Source organism: Azospirillum oryzae, from assembly GCF_008364795.1.
Taxonomy (GTDB): domain Bacteria; phylum Pseudomonadota; class Alphaproteobacteria; order Azospirillales; family Azospirillaceae; genus Azospirillum; species Azospirillum oryzae.
Genome location: NZ_VTTM01000010.1, coordinates 36462 through 57725, shown reverse-complemented (window position 1 = coordinate 57725; position 21264 = coordinate 36462). Strand labels below are relative to the sequence as shown.

The 21264-nt window shown below is 68.8% G+C and carries 17 protein-coding genes and 1 tRNA gene; 8 read left to right on the top strand and 10 right to left on the bottom strand.

From position 1 onward, the window contains the following. Nucleotides 1–12: 12 nt before the first annotated feature. Together FZ938_RS22885 and FZ938_RS22880 are read left to right on the top strand one after the other, a co-directional pair. Nucleotides 13–510, top strand: a complete 498-nt coding sequence (locus FZ938_RS22885) for a low molecular weight protein-tyrosine-phosphatase (protein WP_149200749.1) — start codon at nucleotides 13–15, stop codon at nucleotides 508–510. Nucleotides 511–579: 69 nt separating this feature from the next. Then, nucleotides 580–1776: a sensor histidine kinase gene (locus FZ938_RS22880; protein ID WP_149200748.1), complete on the top strand. Its 1197-nt coding sequence runs from the start codon at nucleotides 580–582 to the stop codon at nucleotides 1774–1776. Nucleotides 1777–1796: 20 nt separating this feature from the next. On the opposite strand, the gene FZ938_RS22875 is transcribed toward FZ938_RS22880, so the two are convergent. The 5 genes from FZ938_RS22875 to FZ938_RS22855 all read right to left on the bottom strand — a co-directional run bounded on the left by FZ938_RS22875 (nucleotide 1797) and on the right by FZ938_RS22855 (nucleotide 6902). Then, nucleotides 1797–2252, bottom strand: coding sequence for a DUF2000 domain-containing protein (locus FZ938_RS22875; protein WP_246457601.1), 456 nt, complete (start codon nucleotides 2250–2252; stop codon nucleotides 1797–1799). Nucleotides 2253–2296: 44 nt separating this feature from the next. Then, entirely contained in the window at nucleotides 2297–3139 is an 843-nt protein-coding gene (locus FZ938_RS22870; protein ID WP_149200747.1) for an AraC family transcriptional regulator, read from the bottom strand. A gap of 13 nt (nucleotides 3140–3152) precedes the next feature. Next, nucleotides 3153–4175 carry a flagellar motor switch protein FliG gene (fliG, locus tag FZ938_RS22865; RefSeq protein ID WP_149200746.1) on the bottom strand — a complete coding sequence of 341 codons (1023 nt, stop codon included), beginning with the start codon at nucleotides 4173–4175 and terminating at the stop codon, nucleotides 3153–3155. A 192-nt stretch (nucleotides 4176–4367) separates the two neighbouring features. Further along, nucleotides 4368–5747: a leucyl aminopeptidase family protein gene (locus tag FZ938_RS22860; protein WP_149200745.1), complete on the bottom strand. Its 1380-nt coding sequence runs from the start codon at nucleotides 5745–5747 to the stop codon at nucleotides 4368–4370. A gap of 477 nt (nucleotides 5748–6224) precedes the next feature. Then, on the bottom strand, nucleotides 6225–6902 hold the full coding sequence (locus tag FZ938_RS22855; RefSeq protein ID WP_149200744.1) for an alanyl-tRNA editing protein: 678 nt from the start codon (nucleotides 6900–6902) through the stop codon (nucleotides 6225–6227). A gap of 223 nt (nucleotides 6903–7125) precedes the next feature. Here FZ938_RS22855 and FZ938_RS22850 point away from each other — a divergent pair, with 223 nt between their 5' ends. Continuing rightward, nucleotides 7126–7776, top strand: a complete 651-nt coding sequence (locus tag FZ938_RS22850; RefSeq protein WP_149200743.1) for a glutathione S-transferase family protein — start codon at nucleotides 7126–7128, stop codon at nucleotides 7774–7776. Beyond that, nucleotides 7773–8315 (top strand): GNAT family N-acetyltransferase, encoded by a 543-nt coding sequence (locus FZ938_RS22845; RefSeq protein WP_246457600.1) that lies wholly within the window; start codon nucleotides 7773–7775, stop codon nucleotides 8313–8315. The genes FZ938_RS22850 and FZ938_RS22845 overlap by 4 nt, the downstream gene beginning before the upstream one ends. Nucleotides 8316–8418: 103 nt before the next feature. On the opposite strand, the gene gltB is transcribed toward FZ938_RS22845, so the two are convergent. Together gltB and FZ938_RS22835 are read right to left on the bottom strand one after the other, a co-directional pair. Continuing rightward, complete coding sequence (gene gltB, locus FZ938_RS22840; protein ID WP_149200742.1) at nucleotides 8419–12966, bottom strand: glutamate synthase large subunit; 4548 nt, start codon at nucleotides 12964–12966, stop codon at nucleotides 8419–8421. 96 nt (nucleotides 12967–13062) lie between these two features. Further along, entirely contained in the window at nucleotides 13063–14511 is a 1449-nt protein-coding gene (locus FZ938_RS22835) for an NAD(P)-dependent oxidoreductase (protein WP_149200741.1), read from the bottom strand. Nucleotides 14512–14897: 386 nt separating this feature from the next. Between FZ938_RS22835 and FZ938_RS22830 the strand changes: the two genes are divergently transcribed. After that, on the top strand, nucleotides 14898–15698 hold the full coding sequence (locus tag FZ938_RS22830; RefSeq protein ID WP_149200740.1) for an undecaprenyl-diphosphate phosphatase: 801 nt from the start codon (nucleotides 14898–14900) through the stop codon (nucleotides 15696–15698). Between the two features lie 3 nt (nucleotides 15699–15701). On the opposite strand, the gene FZ938_RS22825 is transcribed toward FZ938_RS22830, so the two are convergent. The 3 genes from FZ938_RS22825 to FZ938_RS22815 all read right to left on the bottom strand — a co-directional run bounded on the left by FZ938_RS22825 (nucleotide 15702) and on the right by FZ938_RS22815 (nucleotide 18807). Beyond that, nucleotides 15702–16889, bottom strand: a complete 1188-nt coding sequence (locus tag FZ938_RS22825) for an MFS transporter (protein WP_149200739.1) — start codon at nucleotides 16887–16889, stop codon at nucleotides 15702–15704. A 102-nt stretch (nucleotides 16890–16991) separates the two neighbouring features. Then, entirely contained in the window at nucleotides 16992–17819 is an 828-nt protein-coding gene (locus FZ938_RS22820) for a sulfite exporter TauE/SafE family protein (protein WP_149200738.1), read from the bottom strand. 16 nt (nucleotides 17820–17835) lie between these two features. Then, on the bottom strand, nucleotides 17836–18807 hold the full coding sequence (locus FZ938_RS22815) for a complex I NDUFA9 subunit family protein (RefSeq protein ID WP_149200737.1): 972 nt from the start codon (nucleotides 18805–18807) through the stop codon (nucleotides 17836–17838). A gap of 272 nt (nucleotides 18808–19079) precedes the next feature. Between FZ938_RS22815 and FZ938_RS22810 the strand changes: the two genes are divergently transcribed. From FZ938_RS22810 to FZ938_RS22800, 3 genes are all read left to right on the top strand, one after another. Then, nucleotides 19080–19166 (top strand) — tRNA-Leu (locus FZ938_RS22810). Between the two features lie 121 nt (nucleotides 19167–19287). Next, the gene (locus FZ938_RS22805; protein WP_149200736.1) at nucleotides 19288–19914 is read left to right on the top strand and encodes a ribonuclease D; all 627 of its coding nucleotides are present in this window, start codon (nucleotides 19288–19290) and stop codon (nucleotides 19912–19914) included. A gap of 291 nt (nucleotides 19915–20205) precedes the next feature. Next, complete coding sequence (locus FZ938_RS22800) at nucleotides 20206–21246, top strand: KpsF/GutQ family sugar-phosphate isomerase (protein WP_149200735.1); 1041 nt, start codon at nucleotides 20206–20208, stop codon at nucleotides 21244–21246. Nucleotides 21247–21264: the final 18 nt, after the last annotated feature.

The following is a 21264-nucleotide window of genomic DNA, read 5'->3' as shown; positions in this document are numbered from 1 at the left end:
GGGATACCGCAGGTGGTCAAGGTCCTGTTCGTCTGCACGGGCAACATCTGCCGCTCGCCCACCGCCGAGGGGGTGTTCCGTCATCTGGCCGAACGCGCCGGTCTCGGCGGACATGTGGTCGCCGATTCCGCCGGCACCCACAGCTATCATGTCGGCGAGCCGCCCGACCCGCGCACGCAAAGCGCGGCGCTGGCCCGCGGCGTCGACCTGTCGGCTTTGCGCGCCCGCAAGGTGGTGGCGGCCGACTTCACCCGCTTCGACCATATCCTGGCGATGGACCACGGCCATCTCGCCCAGCTGCGCCGCATCGCCCCGGCGGGCGCCACCGCCGCACTCCGCCTGTTCCTGGACGATGCGACCGGACTGGAAGGGCAAGAGGTGCCCGACCCCTATTACGGCGGCCCCGGCGGGTTCGAGCAGGTGCTGGACCTGTGCGAGGCCGGATCGCGCGGCCTGCTGGACCGCCTGTCGCGGGAAAGCAGGTTCCCGATTCGCGAAAGCATCGGTTAACGTCTCCCCGTTCCCCGGCCGCTTGGTCTATGCTGCCGGAACAAAGCCCATTCGGAGCATCCGTCCGCCATGACCAGCGCAGCCACCGGCATCACCACGCCCGGCGGGATCCTCGACGGCATCGTCCTGTTCGAGGCGTTCACGCCGGAGGAGCGCGCCGCCGTGGCCTCGCGCGGGCGGGTGTTCGACGCCCCGGCCGGCACCGTGCTGATGCGGGAGGGCGACATCGCCAACTCGCTCTATGTCCTGCTCGACGGCACGGTGCGGGTGGTGCGCAACGATCCCTTCGGCGGTCAGGTGGAGGTCGGCTTCCGCCGCGCCGGGGACTGTTTCGGCGAGATGGCGCTGATCGACGGCGGCGCCCGTTCCGCCTCCGTCATCGCCGCCACGCCGGTGACGGTGTTCGAACTGGAGCGCGAGCTGTTCCTGGCGCTGATCTCCCCATCGCCCGACCTGCTGGCGAAACTGCTGCGCGAACTCAGCCGCATGATTCGCGAGGTGTCGGAACGGGTGGTGCGCGAGGATCTGGAACGCCGCGCCCGCATCGCCGAATCGGCGCTGGCTCGCCAGCGTGCCATCACCCAGGCGGTGACCGGGCTGGCGCATGAGCTGAACACGCCGCTCGGCGTCTGCGTCACCACCGCCAGCCACCTGCAGGATCTGGCCCGGCCCGGCAACGGCCCGCTGTCGTCCGAGGAATTGCGGGAACCGGCAGCATTGCTCGACGCCAATCTCGCCCGCGCGGTGGAGCTGGTGGAGGCGTTTTCCGCCATCGCCGCCTGCCAGAACTCCGAACCGCTGGAGGCGCTGGAACTGCGGCGCATGGCGGAGGACGCGGCGGCCCTGTTCGCCGTCCAGCATCCCGACCTGCCGCTGGTCATCCGGGTCGCACCGGGTCCCGCCTGCCCCTGGATCGGCTGTGCCCCGCATCTGGAGCGGGTGCTGCACCACCTGTTCGCCAACGCCGCCGCCCATGGTTATGGCGGCGGTCCGGGCGACGTCGAGGTGACGATCCAGCCGGCGATGCTGGATGCCGTGCCGGCCTGGAGCCTGACCGTCCGTGACCGCGGCGCCGGCATCCCGGCCAGCAACCTGCCGACCCTCACCGACGCCTTCTTCACCACCGCCCGCGGCCGCGGCCACAAGGGGCTTGGGCTTGCGGTGGTGTTCAACACGGTGACCGGGCCGCTCGGCGGCCGGCTCGCCTTCGACAGCATGCCGGGCGCCGGCACCACCGTGACGATCACGGTGCCGCAGGAGCTGTGACGGGCAGGAGGGGGACCCCCTCAGCCGTGCAGGGTCAGGCCCTTCACCGTCTTGTCGACTGCCTTCTTCGGTCCGCGCAGGGCCAGACCGACCAGATCGGGGGCGTCCGGGTCTTCGGCCCGGAAGGCGGCGCGGTTGGCGGCGTCATGGCCGGTGCCGAACATCGCGGCGACATAGGGCACCAGCGTCAGCCCCCGTTCCAGCGCGGCATCGCGGACGGCGCGCAGCTGCCCGCCGTCGGCGGCGAAGATCAGCATGGGTTGACCCAGCATCCGGCCATAGCGGCGGCCGGCGCCGTCGACATACTCCTCCCCCAGCGCGTCCGGCGCCGCGGCGGCGATTCCGGTGGCGAGGAAGGCGGCGACGTTCAGCTTCTGCCACCCGGCCAGATCGGCGCGGATGACCAGCGCGACCTTGGTATCGAAGCGGACGGGAGCATCGGCGGGCATTGTCGTGGGCATCGGGCTATCGGGCATGGCGGTTGTCTCCTTTGCCCAACCAGATGCCGGATGATCGCGCCTCAGTCTGGAACGTTCGTGCACAGATCGCGATAGGCGGCCGGCGTCAGGCCATAGGCGCGGCGGAACCAGCGGCCGAGATGGCTCTGGTCGGCGAACCCCACCTCCGCCGCGACCAGGGCCGGCGCCTCGCCGTCGGCCAGCCGGCGCCTGGCGGCGCGCAGGCGCAACCGGACCAGATAGGCGTGCGGCGACAGGCCGAAGGCGGCGCGGAATGCGCGGTTCAGTCGGAAGCGGTCGACCCCGGCCGCCGCCGCCAGCTCGTCCAGCCCGACATCCTCGGCCATACGCGCATGCAGCAGCTCGCGCGCCAGGGCGGCGGCACGGTCGGGGCGCAGCGGCCGGCGCTCCTCCGGCAGTTCAAGATGGCCGGCCAGCCTCGCCGCCAGCCGGTCCACCGACAGGTCGCGGGCCAGCCGCCCGTCGCGCTGGTGCAGAGCCAGGAAAGCGGAGCGGATCGTCGCCGCAAGGCCCGGATCGTCGGCCAGCGTGTCGCGGAATCCCAAAGAGCCTGCAGCGCGCGGCATCATATCGTTCAAGGCATCGCTGCGGGCGGACAGCAGCGGCACCGGCAGATAGAGCATGGCATAGGTGAAGCCATCCTCGCCCGGGCTGTGGCCGTCATGGGCCTCGCCGGGTTCGATCAGGATGACGCGGCCGGGAACGCTGGTGTGCAGCCGCCGCCGGCAGCGGAAGGCCTGCACCCCCTGCTCGGTGACCCCAACCAGCAGTTCGTCATGGTCGTGCAGGTCATAGGCATGGCCGCGGAAATGGGCGCGGATGGTTTCGATGCCGGTCTCCGCATCGCGGCGCACCGCCACCCAGTCGTCCTTTCCGCCGGGCACCCCATCCTCCCGATCAGTAGATCAGCTCGTTCTCGCCGCCGCCTTCGGACAGGACCAGCTCGCCGCGGGCGGCAAGGTCCTTCGCCAGCTGGACCATGTACATCTGCGCCTCGTCCACGTCGCGGACGCGCACCGGACCCATCGCCGCCATGTCCTCGCGCAGGATCTTCGCCGCGCGTTCGGACATGTTGGAGAAGAACAGGTCCTTCAGCGTTTCCGACGCGCCCTTCAGCGCGGTGCCCAGCTTCTGCTTGTCGACCGTGCGCAGCAGGGTCTGGACGCCGCTGGGGTCGAGCTTCGACAGGTCCTCGAAGGTGAACATCAGCGACTTGATGCGCTCGGCGCTGTCGCGGTTGCGTTCCTCCAGCGCGGCCATGAAGCGGTGCTCGGTGGTGCGGTCCAGGCCGTTGAAGATTTCCGCCAGCATCTCGTGGCTGTCGCGCCGGCTGGTGCGGGCGAGGTTGGTCATGAACTCGGTGCGCAGGGTGCGCTCGACGTCGTCCAGAACCTCCTTCTGCACCGCCTCCATGCGCAGCATGCGCATGATGACCTCCATCGCGAAGCTTTCCGGCAGCTGGGTCAGCACCCGGCCGGCATGTTCGGGACGGATCTTGGACAGGACGACCGCGACGGTCTGCGGATACTCGTTCTTCAGGTAGTTGGACAGCACCGACTCGTTGACGTTCGCCAGCTTGTCCCACATGGTGCGGCCGGCCGGACCACGGATTTCCTCCATGATCTGGTCGACCTTGTCCTTCGGCAGGGTCTTCAGCAGCAGGCGCTCGGTCGAGTCGAAGGAACCGACGAGGGAGCCGGTGGCCGACATCTGCTCGGCGAACTCGACGAACAGGCGCTCGATCAGGTTGGCCGACACCGTGCCCAGGTTGGCCATCACCTGGGACAGCTCCTTGATCTCCTCGTCGTCCATCAGCGAGAACAGCCTGGTGGCATGTTCTTCGCCCAGAGCGAGCATCATGATGGCGGCCTTTTCCGGGCCGGTGAGGGTCCGGTAATCCTCGCGAACCTTCAACGCCATCTGTCCGCCTCCACCACGTCGCCGCCCACCTCGCGTCGGGGCGGGCGCTTCATTCTTACACGTCGGGTTTCCTATTCTTCCGTTTTAATATGATCCGCTTGTGCATTCCATCCCTTCGGGGGCGAAGGGCGGGGACAAATCCAGCCGATTCCCCGCCCTTCATTCCATGCTCCGCCTGCGCCGGCTGTACCGTCAGCCGAACCGCTTGGCGATCACCGCATAGGCGGCGCGCAGCCCAAGCGCCTCACCGCCCTCCGGACGGCCGGGACGGGCCGAGCCGTTCCAGGCATAGGTGTCGAGATGCGCCCAGGGCGTGCCCTTCGACACGAATTCCTGCAGGAACAGCCCGGCGGTGATGGCGCCGGCGAAACCGTTGGTGGTGACGTTGTTGATGTCGGCCACCTTGCTGTCCAGCCCCTTGCGGTAGGGCGCCCACAGCGGCAGACGCCACATCGGGTCGTCGACCGCGCTCCCGGCCTCCGTCAGGTCGTTGGCCAGCGCGTCGTCGTTGCACATCAGCGCCGGCAGGTCGGGGCCGAGCGCCACGCGGGCCGCGCCGGTCAGGGTGGCGAAGTCGATCAGCAGCTCCGGCTTCTCCGAATCCGCCTCGGCCAGCGCATCGCACAGGATCAGGCGCCCCTCGGCGTCGGTGTTGCCGACCTCCACCGTCAGGCCCTTGCGGGTCTTCAGCACGTCCTGCGGCTTGAAGCTGTCGCCGGACACGACATTCTCCACCGCCGGCACCAGCACGCGCAGCCGCACCGGAAGTCCGGCCATCATGATCATCCGGCCGAGCGCCAGCGCATGCGCCGCGCCGCCCATGTCCTTCTTCATGATCAGCATGGCGGACGACGGCTTCAGGTCCAGCCCGCCGGTGTCGAAGCACACGCCCTTGCCGACGATGGTGACCTTGGGGTGTTCCGGGTTGCCCCAGCGCAGGTCGATCAGCCGCGGCGCCCGCGGGCTGGCACGGCCGACGGCATGGATGGCGGGATAGTCGCGGTCGAGCAGGTCCTGGCCGACGATCACCTCGACCGCCGCGTCGAACTCCGCCGCCAGATCCTGTGCCGCCTGGGCCAGTTCGGCCGGTCCCATGTCGCAGGCCGGGGTGTTGACCAGATCGCGCACCAGCCAGGTGGCGGTCGCCGCCCGCTCCACCTCGCCGCGGTCGGCCTCCGCCGGCCAGACGAGGTTGGCGAAGCCCTTCTCCGGCGGCTTTTTGTAGCGGCTGAAGCGATAGCTGCCGAGCGCCCAGCCCAGAGCCGCCCGCGTCGCCGCCCGTGCGTCCAGCGCCGCGTCGATCCGGTAGGAACCGGCCGGCAGCGAGGCGGGCAGGCCGGCGAAAGCCCACAGGTCGTCGATGGCCGATACGCCGGCCAGCACATGGGTGACGGCGCCGTCCGGTCCCGGCAGGAAAACGGTCGATCCGGCCTCGCCGGTGAAGCCCACCGCCTTGACCCAGGAGGCGACGGCCGGCGACTGCCCGGCCAGCCAGTCGGCCAGCCCGGCCTTGGTCACGGGGGTGAGGGTGACGGTGTCCGGACCGTCGACGGCAAGCAGGGTGGCGAGCAAGACTGGGGAATCCTTCTCACGAGATCACGTCACGCATCCGACACGGATGCCCATCCCCCAAGGATGGCGCGCCGATGGCCGGCTGGAAAGGGGTGCGATGCGCCGGGCAGGCATGGGCGGGCTGTGAAAGTCGGCGGATGGAACAGGGTGGAACGGTTTTCCAGCCATGTTCCACTGTTCCATCCGGCCAGCATGGTCCGGCCGTGACGCCGTTTCGACGGGAGTGGATGGAACGGATGAAACACCGTGAAACAGGTTTCCGGCGATGTTCCAGCGTTCCCGTGCCGGACGGGCGCGGGACGATCGGCTGCAATGGAACGACGCATCGGGGACATGCCGCGACCCTCCCAACCCTGTAGGCAAAATATCCTATCACAGGGAGGGATAGCCGCCAGCGGTTGGATGAACCGGGAGGATGCAGGAGGGCAGGCGTGCCGATGCCGGGCACGTTGCGAGCGTCCCTTGGCGATCAGGGACCTAGTCGCTTTCCGACTGAGGCATCGCTGACGGCCGAGCATCGACCAGCGCGATTTCGATCCGCTCCTTGCCCTTGCCGGTGTTGCGACGCTTGAGCGTCAGCGCCCCGATCTCGCCCGTCCGGCGCAGATGGGTGCCGCCGCAGGGAACCCGGGCGAAGCCGGGGATCTCCCAGAAGCGGCGCTCGGCGGTCTCGTCGCTGAAGCCGCTCAGGATGGGGGTGTCGGCGGCGACGATGCGGGCCGCCTGTTCGGTGAAGTCGGGCAGCAGCGGGGTCAGCGGCTCGTTCCAGGCGAAGTCGATGCGGGCCTTGTCGGCGGCGATGTGGGCGCCGACCTTGTGGATGCCGGGCAGGCGGGCCATCACCAGTTCGAGCACGATCTCGGCCGCGAAGTGCAGGCGCATCAGCCGGTAGCGGCGCTCCCAGTCGATCGCCACCGCAACCGGGTCGCCGGGAGCCAGCCCATGGCTCGGCGCAAGCCTGTAGCGGATCTCGCGGCCGTCCTTGCGGGCTTCCAGCACCTCGAAACCGCCGACCGTGCCGGCATCGCTCTCCTGCCCGCCGGACAGCGCGTAGAGGATAGTGGCCTCCAACGTGACCTCGTCGCCGTCCACCTCGGCTATGCGGGTCTCCAGGCGGGTGCGGTAAGGATCGTCCCAGAACAGTTTCCGGGTCATGGAGTGCCTCGCGTGACGTAAGAGATCGGTTTATGTCGCGGATGGACAGTTCGCCCGCCCATCCGGCCGTACACTATACCCGCTCCGAAGAAATGCCCGGAAAGGCATTGTCGCGCGGACGGAGCAGATGCTTGTCCCGGCGCAACCGGAGGGCTTGCTACGGCCCCGGTGGCAGGTCATGCTCACGCCCCCGCAGCTTACGTGTCCTGAAAGGTGCAGCCCGATGTCCGACCTGACCCTGGTGATGGGGAACAAGACCTATTCGTCCTGGTCGTTGCGCCCCTGGCTGGCGCTCAAGCAGGCCGGGCTGAGCTTTGCCGAGACCGTCATCCCTCTGCGCCAGCCGGACACCGCCGCGCGCATCGCCGAGCATTCGCCGTCGGGGCGCGTGCCCACCCTGATCCATGACGGCCTGACCGTCTGGGATTCGCTGGCGATCTGCGAGTATGTGGCGGAACTGGCGCCCGAGGCCCAACTGTGGCCGGCGGACCGGGCGGCACGCGCGGTGGCGCGGGCGGTATCGGCGGAGATGCATTCCGGCTTCGTCTCGCTGCGCAGCACCATGTCGATGGACCTCAAGCGCGACCGGAAGGGCGAGGGCATGACCGAGGCGACCGCCGCCGACATCGCCCGGATCGAGGCGCTGTGGGCCGACGCCCGCACCCGCTTCGGCAAACCGGCGGGCGGGCTGTTCCTGTTCGGCGCCTTCACCATCGCCGATGCCATGTTCGCCCCGGTGGTGACGCGGCTGCAGACCTATGGCGTCGCGGTTTCGCCCGAGTCGCGCGCCTATATGGACGCGGTTCTGGCCCTGCCGGCGATGCGGGACTGGATCGCGGCGGCCAAGGCGGAGCCGTGGGAATTCGAACCGTGAGCGATGCGGGCTTCACCATCCGGCTGGCGGGACTGGAGGATGCCGAGGCGGTCAGCGGACTGCTCCGGGCGTCCTACCCGCCGCTGATGGCCGCAGGCTATCCTGCGGACGTGCTGGAGCGCGCCCTGCCGGCGATGATGAAGGCCAACCCGCTGCTGCTGCGGTCGGGCACCTATCATCTGGCGGTCACCGCCGACGGCGCCGCGGACAGCGCTATTGTCGGCTGCGGCGGCTGGACCCGCGAGCCGCCGGGGCCGCCCTGCCAGCCGGTCGACCCAAAGGTCGGCCACATCCGGCATTTCGCCACCCACCCCGGTTATCTGCGCCGGGGTGTCGGCTCTGCGCTTCTCGGCCGCTGCATCGAGGAGGCCGGGGTTGCCGGTGTTCGCCGGCTGGAGTGCCTGTCGAGCCTCGTCGCCGAGCGCTTCTATGCGTCTGCCGGCTTCCATCCTGTCGGCCGCCGCTCGGTGATCCTGGCGCCGGGCGTGCAGTTCGACAGCATCGTCATGGCGCTGGACCTGCCCCCGACCGCCGGTTGACGCTACGGCAAATGAAAAACGGCGCGCCGTCCTGCCGGATGGCGCGCCGTTTTCATGTCTACCCGCCGCCCCGCCGGTAAGGGCGGGGCAGGGGGAGTCTTCGTCACTCCGCCGGGATGGCGCGCGGCAGGGTCACCGGCACGGCCAGACGGTGCAGCATCTCCTTCGGGACCACCTGCCAGAAGTGGCCGAGTTCACGCTGCCAATCGTTCAGGATCTCGGCGGCGAAACGGCTCTGCGTCTCGGCGACATGCTCCTCGATCAGGGCGCGGAGCTGGGCCTCGTAATGCGGCACCTCGATCCGCTGGAAGATGACGCTTTCCTCGTTGATGTGCAGCGGCAGCGAGTCTTCCGGGTCGTACAGGTAGGCCATGCCCCCGGTCATGCCGGCGGCGAAGTTGTCGCCGACCTTGCCCAGGATCACCGCCGTGCCTCCCGTCATGTACTCGCAGCCGTTGGAGCCGCAGCCCTCCACCACCACGGTGGCGCCGGAGTTGCGCACCGCGAAGCGCTCACCGGCCTGACCGGCGGCGAACAGCTTGCCGGCGGTGGCGCCGTACAGCACCGTGTTGCCGATGATGGTGTTCTTGTTCGACTCCAGCGGGCTGCTGGTCGCCGGACGGACGACGATGGTGCCGCCCGACAGGCCCTTGCCGACATAGTCGTTGGCGTCGCCCATCACCTCCAGCTTGATGCCCTGGACGGCGAAGGCGCCCAGCGACTGGCCGGCGGTGCCGCGCAGGCGGACGGTGATGTGCCCGGGCTGCAGCCCGAACATCCCGAACTTCCGCGTGACCATCGACGACAGCCGCGTGCCGATGGCGCGCTGCGTGTTGCGGGCGTTGTAGGCGAGCTGCATCTTCTCGCCTTCCTCGAACAGCGGGCGGGCATCGGCGACGATGCGGGCGTCCAGCGTGTCCGGCACCTCGTTGCGGCCCTGCAGCGTGCAGTAGCGCGCGTTCTCGCCCGGATCGACCTGGGCCAGCAGCGGGTTGAGGTCGAGGTCGTCGAGGTGGGCGCCGCCGCGGCTGACCTGATGCAGCAGGTCGGTGCGGCCGATCACCTCGGTCAGCGAGCGGAAGCCCAGGCGGGCCAGGATCTCGCGGACCTCTTCGGCCAGGAAGGTGAAGAGGTTGACCACCTTCTCCGGCGTGCCGACGAACTTTTCGCGCAGCTTCTCGTCCTGGACGCAGACGCCGACCGGGCAGGTGTTGGAATGGCACTGCCGGACCATGATGCAGCCCATGGCGATCAGGCTGGCGGTGCCGATGCCAAACTCTTCCGCGCCCAGCATGGCGGCGATGACGATGTCGCGGCCGGTCTTCAGGCCGCCATCGGTGCGCAGCCGCACGCGGTGGCGCAGCTTGTTCAGCGTCAGGACCTGATGCACCTCCGACAGGCCCATCTCCCAGGGCAGGCCGGCGAACTTGATCGAGGTCTGCGGGCTGGCGCCGGTGCCGCCGGAGTTGCCGGAGATCAGGATGATGTCGGCATTCGCCTTCGCCACGCCGGCGGCGATGGTGCCGATGCCCGACCGGCTGACCAGCTTCACCGTGACCTTGGCGTCCGGGTTGATCTGCTTCAGGTCATAGATGAGCTGCGCCAGATCCTCGATCGAGTAGATGTCGTGGTGCGGCGGCGGGCTGATGAGCATGACGCCCGGCGTCGAGTGACGCAGCCGCGCGATCATCTCCGTCACCTTGAAACCGGGCAGCTGGCCGCCCTCGCCGGGCTTGGCGCCCTGGGCGACCTTGATCTCCAGCTCGCGGCACTGGTTCAGGTACTCGGCGGTGACGCCGAAGCGGCCCGACGCCACCTGCTTGATGGCGGAGTTCCAGTTGTCGCCGTTCTTGTCCGGGCGGAAGCGCGCCGGATCCTCACCGCCCTCGCCCGAGTCGGACTTGGCGCCGATGCGGTTCATCGCGACGTTCAGCGTGCCGTGCGCCTCGGGCGACAGGGCGCCCATCGACATGCCCGGCGTGATGAAGCGCTTGCGGATGGCGGTGATGCTCTCCACCTCGTCCACCGGAACGGCGGCCTTGGTGGTGCGGAACTCCAAGAGGTCGCGCAGCTGCATCGGCGGCCGCTTGTTCACCTGCTCCGAATACTTCTTGAAGGTGGTGTAGCTGTCGTTGGTGACGGCCTGCTGCAGGGTGTGGATGATCCCACCCTCCCAGCCATGGCGGTCGCCCGACTTGCGGAAGCGGTAGAAGCCGCCGACCGGCAGGGGCAGCGCCTCGCCGGCATAGGCCAGCGCATGCTGCTCCAGGACCTTCTTCTGGATGCCGTTCAGGCCGATGCCGGAAATGCGGCTGACCATCGCCGGGAAATGCTCGGCGACCAGGGCGCGGCTGAGGCCGATGGCCTCGAAGTTGCCGCCGCCGCGGTAGCTGCTGATGACCGAGATGCCCATCTTGGACATGATCTTCAGCAGGCCGTCGTCGATCGCCTTCTTGTAGTTCGTCATCGCCTTTTCCAGCGACAGCGAGCCGAGCAGGCCGCGGCGCTGGCGCTCCGCCACCGCTTCCTGCGCCAGATAGGCGTTGACGGTGGTGGCGCCGACGCCGATCAGCACCGCGAAGTAATGGGTGTCCAGGCATTCCGCCGTGCGCAGGTTCAGCGAGGTGAAGGTGCGCAGGTTGGAGCGGATCAGGTGGGTGTGGACCGCACCGGTCGCCAGGATGGCCGGGATGGCGGCGCGGGCCGGGCCCATCGCCTCGTCGGTCAGGATGACGTGGTTGGCGCCGCCGCGCACGGCGTCCTCCGCCTCCTGGCGGATGCGGCGCAGCGCGTCGCGCAGGGCGTCGGGGCCGCCGTCGACCGGGAAGGTCGCGTCGATCTCCGCCGCCGTCTCGCCCATATAGGCGCGCATGGCGCGGAATTCGGCGGTGGTCAGCACCGGGCTGTCGAGTTGCAGCAACCGGGTCTGGCTCTCATCCTCGTCCAGGATGTTGCCGAGGTTGCCCAGCCGCGTCTTCAGGCTCATCACCCGGCGCTCGCGAAGCGAGTCGATCGGCGGATTGGTGACCTGGGAGAAGTTCTGGCGGAAGAAGTGGTGCAGGCCGCGGTACTTGTCCGACAGCACGGCGATCGGGCTGTCGTCACCCATCGAGCCGACGGCTTCCTTGCCGTCCTCCGCCATCGGGTGGAGGATCAGCTCCATGTCTTCCATGGCGAGGCCGAAGGCCATCTGGCGACGGCGCAGCTCCTCCTTCTCCATCTCCGACGCCTCGCCCTTCAGCGCGGCGGACTTCACCAGCTCGTCCAGGTGCGTGGTGTTCTTGACCCACTGGCCCCAGGGCTTCTGGGCGGCCAGATGGTCCTTCAGCTCACGGTCGTTGAACAGCTTGCCGGCCTGCAGGTCGACGGCGATCATCTCGCCCGGGCCGAGGCGGCCCTTTTCGACCACCTGGTTCTCCTCGATCTTGACCATGCCGGTCTCGGAGCCGCCGATGATCAGGCCGTCGGTGGTGATGGTGTAGCGCATCGGGCGCAGGCCGTTGCGGTCCATGCCGCCGACGACCCAGCGGCCGTCGGTCATGGCCAGCGCCGCCGGGCCGTCCCACGGCTCCATCACCGAGTTGCAGTAGGCGATCAGCGCCTTGTGGTTCTCCGGCGTGGTCTGCGAGCTGGTCAGCGCCTGCGGCACCAGCATCATCTTGACCATCGGCGCGCTGCGGCCGGCGCGGACCATCACCTCGAACACGGTGTCGAGCGCGCCGGAGTCGGACAGGCCGACGCCGATCACCGGCTTCAGGTCGCCCATGTTGGCGCCGAACACCGGATGCTCCATCCGCGTCTCATGCGCCTTCATCCAGTTGACGTTGCCCTTCAGCGTGTTGATCTCGCCGTTGTGGGCGAGCATGCGGAAGGGCTGGGCCAGCGGCCAGGTCGGGAAGGTGTTGGTCGAATAGCGCTGGTGGTAGATGGCGAAGGACGACTCGAAACGCTCGTCGGTCAGGTCCGGATAGAAGGTGGACAGCTGTTCGGCCAGGAACATGCCCTTGTAGATGATCGAGCGCGCCGACAGCGAGCAGATGTAGAAGTCGCTGATCTGCTCGCCATGCACCGCCTTCTCGATCCGGCGGCGGATGATGTAGAGGTCGAGTTCGAACTGCTCGTCCGACACGCCCTTGGAATTGCCGATGATGATCTGCTCGATCTCGGGCCGGGTCGCGTTGGCCTTCTCGCCGATGATGTCGACGTTGATCGGCACCTGACGCCAGCCGTAGATGTAGTAGCCGAAGGCCAGGATCTCGGTCTCGACGATGCAGCGGCAGGCTTCCTGCGCGTCCAGGCTGATGCGCGGCAGGAAGACCTGACCGACCGCCAGGTTGTTCTCCGGCGGGGTGTGGCCGATGACCTTGACGTGGTCCTTGAAGAACTTCTGCGGCACCTGGACATGGATGCCGGCGCCGTCGCCGGTCTTGCCGTCGGCGTCCACCGCACCACGGTGCCAGACGGCCTTCAGGGCCTCGATGCCTTTCTCGACCACCGAACGGCGGGGCTTGCCGTCGATCGCGGCGATGAAGCCGACGCCGCAGGCGTCGTGCTCGTCGGCCGGATTGTAGGCGTGCGCAGTGGTCAGCGCCGCGGCGTTGGCGCGGAAATCGGCGACGAACTGCTCACCCTGGTTCAACTCGGTGGTCATGGAACGACCCTTTCACAGTCTGGACGTTGACCTGGGGGGCCGAAGGGAAGGCCCCCTGGGGTAGACGGTGGTTCTGATGTCAAAAGAAGGAGTGGCTTACTCGGCCGCGACGGCCAGCTTGGGCGCGCCGACGGTCTGGGCGTAGGCATGCATCGCGTCGGCGGCGTCGCGGCCGTCGCGGATGGCCCACACCACCAGCGAGGCGCCGCGGACGATGTCGCCGGCGGCGAAGACGCCGTCCAGGCTGGTCATCTTGGTGCGATGGTCGACCAGCAGCGTGCCCCAGCGGGTGACGGTCAGGTCCGGCGAACCGAACATGCCCGGCAGATCCTCCGGCTCGAAGCCGAGCGCCTTGATGACGAGGTCGGCCGGCTCGGTGAACTCGGAGCCCTCGATCACCTGCGGGGTCTGGCGGCCGGTGGCGTCGGCGACACCCAGATGGATGCGGACGGCGCGGACACCGGTCACCACGTCGTCGCCGGTGAAGGCTTCCGGAGCCGCCTGCCAGACGAACTCGACGCCCTCTTCCTCGGCATGCGCCACTTCGCGCTGCGAGCCCGGCATGTTCTTGCGGTCGCGGCGGTACAGGCACTTGACGGACGTCGCACCCTGGCGGATCGCCGTGCGCACGCAGTCCATCGCGGTGTCGCCACCGCCCAGAACCACCACCTTCTTGCCGGCGGCGTTCAGCGAGCCGTCCTCGTAGGCCTCGACGGAGTCGCCCAGGCCGACGCGGTTGGAGGTGGTCAGGTATTCCAGCGCCGGGACGATGTTCTTCAGACCCGAGCCGGGGGCCTTGATGTCGCGGGCCTTGTAGACGCCGGTGGCGACCAGGATCGTCACATGGCGTTCGCGCAGCTCGGCCAGCGAGGCGTCGCGGCCGACCTCGAAATTCGAATGGAAGATGACGCCGGCATCGGCCAGGCGCTGGACGCGGCGGGCGACGACGTCCTTCTCAAGCTTGAAGCCGGGGATGCCGTAGACCAGCAGGCCGCCCATGCGGTCGTGGCGGTCGTAGACATGGACCTCGTAGCCCTTGGCGCGCAGTTCCTCGGCGGCGGCGAGGCCGGCCGGGCCGGCGCCGATCACGCCGACCGACAGGCCCAGCTCGCGGGCCGGCTTGCGCGGCTTGACCCAGCCGTTCTCCCAGGCGGTGTCGTTGATGTACTTCTCGACCGAGCCGATGGTGACGGCGCCGTGGGTCGACTGCTCGATGACGCAGTTGCCCTCGCACAGCCGGTCCTGCGGGCAGATGCGGCCGCAGATTTCGGGGAAGTTGTTGGTGGCCTGGGAGACCTCGTAAGCCTCCTCCAGACGCCCCTCGGCGGTCAGCTTCAGCCAGTCGGGGATGTTGTTGGAGACCGGGCAGTGCACCTGGCAGAAGGGAACGCCGCACTGCGAGCAGCGGTTGGCCTGCTCGCCGGCGCGCTCGTCGCTGAAGCGGGCGTAGATCTCCGCGAAGTCCTGGCGGCGGTCGGCGGCAGACCGCTTGTCGGGCATCTTCTGCGCGGTGTGCACGAAGCCCAACATTTTCTGGTTCGCCATGACGTCTGCTCCTTCGCTTCGCGGCCCCGCCGTCAGTTCCGGGGACATCGCCTTGCTGGGCCTGACCGGGGGCTGCGGCGTTGGCCTACACCGACCGGCTGGGTTGAAATCGAACGTCCGCAAAGTGGCGGACGCTCGTCATATAACGCATGAGACGGGCCTGCGGAAGCACAAAAGCACCGATAGGTCCGGTTTGTTGACCTTTTCCTTCGCAAGGCTGGAATGCGTAGGCGTGGCGGCAGGGTGTCACAAAAACGAGACAGAAAATTAGTCTCGAAACAGGACTATCGCTCGAATAGGAGTACCGAACCCTCGCCATCGCCAAGCCCGGCCGCGCCCTGCTATAAGCGCCGCAACATCCAACCTGCCGAAGGCTGCGTGCCGCGATGATGATCGATCAATATCTGGACGCCACACTCATGGGGCTGGTGGAGGGGCTGACCGAGTTCCTGCCCGTCTCCTCGACCGGCCACCTCATCATGCTGGACGAGCTTCTGGGCTTCCAGGGACCGCCCGGCAAGGTGTTCGAGGTGGTGATCCAGCTTGGCGCCATTCTGGCGATCTGCGTCGTCTATTTCCACCGGCTGTGGCGTGTTGCCACAGGGCTGAAGGACGATCCGGCGGCGCGGCGTTTCGTCATGGCCGTGCTGATCGCCTTCCTGCCGGCGATGGTGCTCGGCGCCGGGCTGCACGGGGTCATCAAGGCGGTGCTGTTCAACCCCACCGTCGTCAGCATCGCGCTGATCCTGGGCGGTGTCGCCATCCTGCTGGTGGAGCGCCTGATTCCGGTCGCCCGCTATCACCAGATCGAGAATTTTCCGGCCCCGCTGGCGCTGAAGATCGGCTTCTGCCAGTGCCTGGCGCTGGTGCCGGGCGTGTCGCGCTCGGGCGCCAGCATCCTGGGCGCCCTGCTGATGGGCGTCGACCGCAAGACGGCGGCCGAATTCTCCTTCTTCCTGGCGGTGCCGACCATGGCCGGCGCCACCGCCTACGACCTCTACAAGAACTGGTCGGTGATGAGCCTGGACAGCGGCCTGCTGATCCTGGTCGGCTTCGTCACCGCCTTCATCGCCGCGGCCCTGGTGGTGAAGACGCTGGTCGACTTCGTCGGCCGCTACGGCTTCACCCCCTTCGGCTGGTACCGCATCGCCATCGGCACCGGCATGCTGGCCTTCCTTTACCTCTAAGCATCAAACCGCCTGCCGCGGCACCGCACGGGCCGCGGCAGCGGCCATCCCCAGCGCCAGCAGCGCGATCAGCGCGAAGGCGGTGGCGAGGCTGGTCGCTTCGGCGATGAAGCCGACCAGCGGCGGACCGGTCAGCACGCCGGCATAGCCCATGGTGGACACCGCGGCGACCGCATGGCCGGCATGGCCGGTCTCCGTCGCGCCGGCCGTGCTGAACAGCACGGGCACCACGTTCGACAGGCCGATCCCGGTCAGACCGAATCCGGTTATCGCCAGCAGCGGCAGCCCGTCCCCGACCGCTCCCCCGGCCAGCACGAGTCCCAGCCCGGCCGCGGCCAGCAGCCCGCCGCCGCGCATCAGCGTCGCCCCGCCGAAGCGATGGCGCAGCCGGTCGCCGCTGAACCGTCCGACCGCCATGGCGGCGCAGAACACGCCGAACCCCATGCCGGCGACCGAGGCCGGCGCGCCGAGGTCGTCGCGCAGGTGGATGGCGCTCCAATCCAGGATGGCGCCCTCGCTCATGAAGGACAGGGCGGCCAGAAGCCCCAGCAGCAGGGTCTTGCGGTCGGGCAGAACCAACCCGCCGCCGCCGGCATTGCGGTCGGGCAGGAAGCGCCCCTGCAGGAGCAGGAAGGGCACGAGCAGCCCGACCGACACCAGCCCCGCCTGTGCCGCCGCCGGCATCAACGGCAGCAGCAGACCGCCTAGGCCAGCCCCGGCCAGCCCGCCCAGGCTCCACATCCCGTGCAGCGACGACATGATCGGCCGGCCGAACCGCCGCTCCACCAGGGCGCCCTGCGCGTTCATGGCGACGTCCATGGTGCCGCCCGACGCGCCGAACGCCGCCAGCACGATGCACAGCGTCACCACGTCCGGCACCAGCGCCGGCAGCGGCAGCAACCCGGCGAACAGCAGGGCGGTCACCCGCGTCACCGGTGCACTGCCGATCCGCCCCAACAACGGGCCGCTGGCGATCATCGCCGTCAGGGCGCCGACGGCAAGGCAGAGCAGAGCAACGCCCAGCACCGCCGGACTGAGATCCAACCGGTTCTTCAGCAGCGGAATCTGCGTCGCCCAGACGCCGAAGACGGTGCCGTTCAGGAAGAAGGCGGCGACGGTGGCCCAGCGCGCGGCGGACGCCTGTTCCGCCATCCGCCCCGACACGCCCCGGATATCCTCTGCACCTGTCATTGCCGTTCCCGCTACAGTTGAACCGCCCACATGACGGCGCCATGCGGGGAATTCAAGCGGCGATGGGGCAGGCGTGCCATGCTGGAGACTGGCGGGAACTCTTCAATGCCGCCACATCCGGACGGCCGACAGCAGCAGGATCGCCGCCAGCACCGGCAGCAGCAGCCGGTCCGGCACCACGCCCAGCAGCAGCCCGCCGATGAAGGCGCCGGCCAGCGACCCCGCCGCCATCAGCAGGACGAAGCCGCGCTGCCGGACCAGCAGGGCCAGGCTGCGGTCGCGGGCGTAGCGGGAGAAGCCGACGATCATGGTCGGCAGGCTGATCGCCAGCGACAGGCTGCCGGCCAGCTTCACGTCCACCCCGAACAGCAGGACCAGGGTCGGGATCAGCAGTTCGCCCCCGGCCACGCCCAGCAGCGAGGCGACGACCCCGATGGCGAAGCCGGCCACCGTCCCGGCGACGGTCAGCGCCGGCCCCTCCAGCAGCGGCCCCGCCCCTCCCGTCAGGCCATGCCCGAACAGCAGCACGGCGGCGATCAGCGCCAGCAGCGCGGCCATCACCCGCTGCAACCGGGCGGCATCCATCCGCATCGCCCATCCCGCGCCGATCCAGGCTCCCGGCAGGCTGCCGGCCAGCAGGGTGGCGACCACCCCACCATTGGCAGCCACGAGGCCGAGCGGCACCGTCCCGGCGCGCAACGGCAGGGCCGCGGCGACGACGACGAGGCTCATCGCCTTGTTCAGGATGACGGCGTCGAGCGCTTTGAGGCGGAAGGCGCCGATCAGCAGCGGCAGGCGGAACTCCGCCCCGCCCAGACCGATCAGGCCGCCCAGCGTGCCGATGACCGCGCCGCAGGCGAAGGCGGCCGGCGCGCGCAGCCTGGAGAACGCAAAAGCCCCGGCGCGGGGGCCGGGGCTTTCGGGAGTCACGGAACCGGACCCGCCTTTAATGGGCGTTGTTGGTCAGGCCGCTGTACTTGCCGCCGACGATGAAGCGCGACAGGTAGGTCGGCAGGATCACCTCGCAGGTCGCCAGCTCGGTGATGCCGAGATCCTTGAAGCCCAGCGCGGTCGGCGAGACGACGTTGTCCTGCTTCAGCAGCGCGACCTGATCGCGGGTCAGCGCCGGGGCCAGCACCGGCACCTTCTCCAGGATGCCGGCCAGCGAGTCGGCGAAGTTCCAGGGGATGGTCACCAGCGGACGGTGGCGCTGGATGTTCTTCTGGGTCAGATCCAGCAGTTCGCGGAAGGTGTAGACGCGTGGGCCGCCCAGCTCATAGGTCTTGCCGCGGGCGCCGTCCGTCGCCAGCGCGGCGACGATGGCGTCGGCCAGATCGCCGACATAGACCGGCTGGAAGAGGGTCTTGCCGCCGCCGATCAGCGGTAGGGCGGGGGCCTTCTGCGCCATCGCCGCGAACTTGTTGAAGAAGTTGTCCTCCGGCCCGAAGACGATGCTGGGGCGCAGGATCGTCGCCGCCGGGAAGGCGGACAGCACCGCCTGCTCGCCCGCCGCCTTGGAGCGGGCATAGACCGACGGCGAGGCGGCGTCGGCGCCGATGGCGGAGACATGGACCAGGCGGTTGACGCCGGCGGATGCCGCCAGCCGGGCGATGCGGGAGGCGGCGTCGACATGCACGCCCTGGAAGCTCTGGCTCCCGCGCTCGTACAGCACGCCCAGCAGGTTGATGGCGACGTCTGCCCCCTGCAGGGCGCGGGCGACCGACACGTCGTCGGTGCAGTCGGTGGCGAAGGGCACGATCTGGCCGACGGCGCCGGCCGTCTTCAGGAAGGTGGCCTTGCCCGGGTTGCGGGTGGCGATGCGGATGAGGGCGCCCGACTTGGCGAGGCGCCGGATCAGGTGGCGGCCGATGAAGCCCGAACCGCCGAACACCGTGATAACCTGAGTGCGATAGGACATCGACCGTCTCCCGTGTCGTTGCGCGCCGGAACCGGGGTTTCCGCGCTGCGGCCTTTCCATGGCCCGCCTCGCGCCCCCGCGCGTCGTCCGACTGTGTGTCGCCTGGATGACTGCTGGAACTGCGGGCATGCTTATAGCGAATGGACCGCCGCCAAGCCAGGGGCTGCATCGCCGCGCCCCGTGCCGCGCGACAAAAAATGAAGGGGTCGAAAAAAAGCTGTTGACGCCCCCCGGCCGGATCATTAAACAACCGCCCACACACCGAGCACCGAGCCCAGGTGGCGGAATTGGTAGACGCGCAGGTTTCAGGTACCTGTGGCAGAAATGTCGTGGAAGTTCGAGTCTTCTCCTGGGCACCATTTCTTTCTACCCGGCTGCGCCGCATGCACAGCTCCTTCGATCGAGAAGGAGAAAGTGCAGAGCGGCGTTCGTCGTTTCTAGGGTCCGTGGCCGGGGGCCTGACCACCCCGGGACGCGACCATGCCCATCGACCTTCATGACGGCGACCTCCCCGACGGCCTCGACCTCGCCGCCGGCGCCCGCGACAACTGCGTGGCCATCGACACCGAGACCATGGGGCTGAACCCCCACCGCGACCGTCTCTGCCTCGTGCAGCTGTCGGCCGGCGACGGTGCCGTCCATCTGGTCCAGTTCCGCCCCGGCCAGTACGAGGCGCCGAACCTGAAGCGCCTGCTGACCCGCCCCGACGTGACCAAGCTGTTCCACTTCGCCCGTTTCGACGTGGCGGTGATGAAAGCCTATCTGGGCGTCAGCTGCCAGCCGGTCTATTGCACCAAGGTAGCCTCCAAGCTGGTCCGCACATTCACCGACCGCCATGGCCTGAAGGACCTGTGCAAGGATCTACTCGGCGTCGAGATCTCCAAGCAGCAGCAGTCCTCCGACTGGGGGGCGCCCGAGCTGACCACCGACCAGATGAAGTATGCGGCATCCGACGTGCTGCACCTGCACGACCTGAAGGCGAAACTGGACGTCATGCTGGCGCGCGAGGGCCGCACCCATCTGGCCCAGGCCTGCTTCGACTTCCTGCCCGCCCGCGGCGAGCTGGACCTCGGCGGCTGGGAAACCCCGGACATTCTGGCGCACTGATCGCGAGGTAGACGCCCTCTGCCGGGGCTCTCAGCGGATATTCGATCCGCCTGACGCCGACAGCACAAGCAAAGTTTGTGCGAGAGGCGGGAGCGGGGCCACCTGCGACACCTCTTCCCCTGACCGGCCGTGGATTTGACCCGGCGTCCGCCGGGGGGCATACTGCACGACGCGCCTGCCGGGAGTCCTCCGGGCAGGCGCGTGTTTGTGAACGGCCCCATGCGGGGCCTATGGTGTGAACGGCCCCTTGCGGGGCCTGTGGTGTGAACGGCCCGCGGACGGGCCTCTTGAATGGAAGGCATGACAGCCTTGACCAGCGTTATCACGTCCAGCCTTTCTGGCAGCCTGACCGACGGCTCCACCGCTTCGACGGAAGTGGAGAACCGCGATCTCGCCTGCGCCACCCGCGTCCTGCGGACCGAGGCCGATGCGCTGGTCGCGCTGGCCGGCAGCCTCGACGGGGAGTTCCTGCGGGCGCTCGACATCCTCCAGGGCATCGAAGGCCGCGTCGTCGTCACCGGCATGGGCAAGTCGGGACATGTCGCCCGCAAGATCGCCGCGACCATGGCCTCCACCGGCACGCCGGCCCTCTTCGTCCATCCGGGCGAGGCGAGCCACGGCGACCTCGGCATGATCGCCAGAATCGACGCGGTGGTGGCGCTCTCCAACTCCGGCGAGACGCACGAACTGGCGGACATCATCGCCTACACCCGCCGCTTCGGCATCCCGCTGATCGGCATGACGCGGCGCGCCGCCTCCTCGCTGGCCGAACAGTCGGACGTGGCGCTGGTGGTCCCGCCGGAGCCGGAAGCCTGCCCGCTGGGGCTGGCGCCCACCACCTCCACCACGATGATGCTGGCGCTGGGCGACGCGCTGGCGGTGGCCCTGCTGGAGCGGCGCGGCTTCTCCGCCGCCGATTTCCGCGAGTTCCACCCCGGCGGCCAGTTGGGTCGCGCATTGCTGAAGGTCACCGACATCATGCACAAGGGCGATGATTTGCCCCTGTGCCGCCTTGACTCGCCGCTGTCCGACGTCATCTTCGAGATGACGGCCAAGCGGCTGGGCTGCGTCGGGGTGACCGACGAAGCCGGGGCGCTGGTCGGGATCATCACCGACGGCGACCTTCGCCGTCATCTGACGCCGGAGCTTCTGGCGGAACGCGCGGACAGCATCATGTCGCCGCGGCCCAAGACCATCCGCCCGAAGGCGTTGATCGTCGAGGCGCTGCGCGAGATGAACGACAAGAAGATCACCACCCTGTTCGTGATCGAGGCGGACCGGCCGCTCGGCATCGTGCACATCCACGATGTCCTGCGCGCCGGCGCCGCCTGACGCCGTTCCCGCCCATCA

What these genes read in the sequence shown, in the direction of transcription:
- FZ938_RS22880 (WP_149200748.1), top strand. Translation starts at nt 580, where the DNA reads ATGACCAGCGCAGCCACCGGCATCACCACGCCCGGCGGGATCCTCGAC.
- FZ938_RS22875 (WP_246457601.1), bottom strand. Translation starts at nt 2,252, where the DNA reads ATGCCCGATAGCCCGATGCCCACGACAATGCCCGCCGATGCTCCCGTC.
- fliG (WP_149200746.1), bottom strand. Translation starts at nt 4,175, where the DNA reads ATGGCGTTGAAGGTTCGCGAGGATTACCGGACCCTCACCGGCCCGGAA.
- FZ938_RS22855 (WP_149200744.1), bottom strand. Translation starts at nt 6,902, where the DNA reads ATGACCCGGAAACTGTTCTGGGACGATCCTTACCGCACCCGCCTGGAG.
- FZ938_RS22850 (WP_149200743.1), top strand. Translation starts at nt 7,126, where the DNA reads ATGTCCGACCTGACCCTGGTGATGGGGAACAAGACCTATTCGTCCTGG.
- gltB (WP_149200742.1), bottom strand. Translation starts at nt 12,966, where the DNA reads ATGACCACCGAGTTGAACCAGGGTGAGCAGTTCGTCGCCGATTTCCGC.
- FZ938_RS22835 (WP_149200741.1), bottom strand. Translation starts at nt 14,511, where the DNA reads ATGGCGAACCAGAAAATGTTGGGCTTCGTGCACACCGCGCAGAAGATG.
- FZ938_RS22830 (WP_149200740.1), top strand. Translation starts at nt 14,898, where the DNA reads ATGATGATCGATCAATATCTGGACGCCACACTCATGGGGCTGGTGGAG.
- FZ938_RS22825 (WP_149200739.1), bottom strand. Translation starts at nt 16,889, where the DNA reads ATGACAGGTGCAGAGGATATCCGGGGCGTGTCGGGGCGGATGGCGGAA.
- FZ938_RS22815 (WP_149200737.1), bottom strand. Translation starts at nt 18,807, where the DNA reads ATGTCCTATCGCACTCAGGTTATCACGGTGTTCGGCGGTTCGGGCTTC.
- FZ938_RS22805 (WP_149200736.1), top strand. Translation starts at nt 19,288, where the DNA reads ATGCCCATCGACCTTCATGACGGCGACCTCCCCGACGGCCTCGACCTC.
- FZ938_RS22800 (WP_149200735.1), top strand. Translation starts at nt 20,206, where the DNA reads ATGGAAGGCATGACAGCCTTGACCAGCGTTATCACGTCCAGCCTTTCT.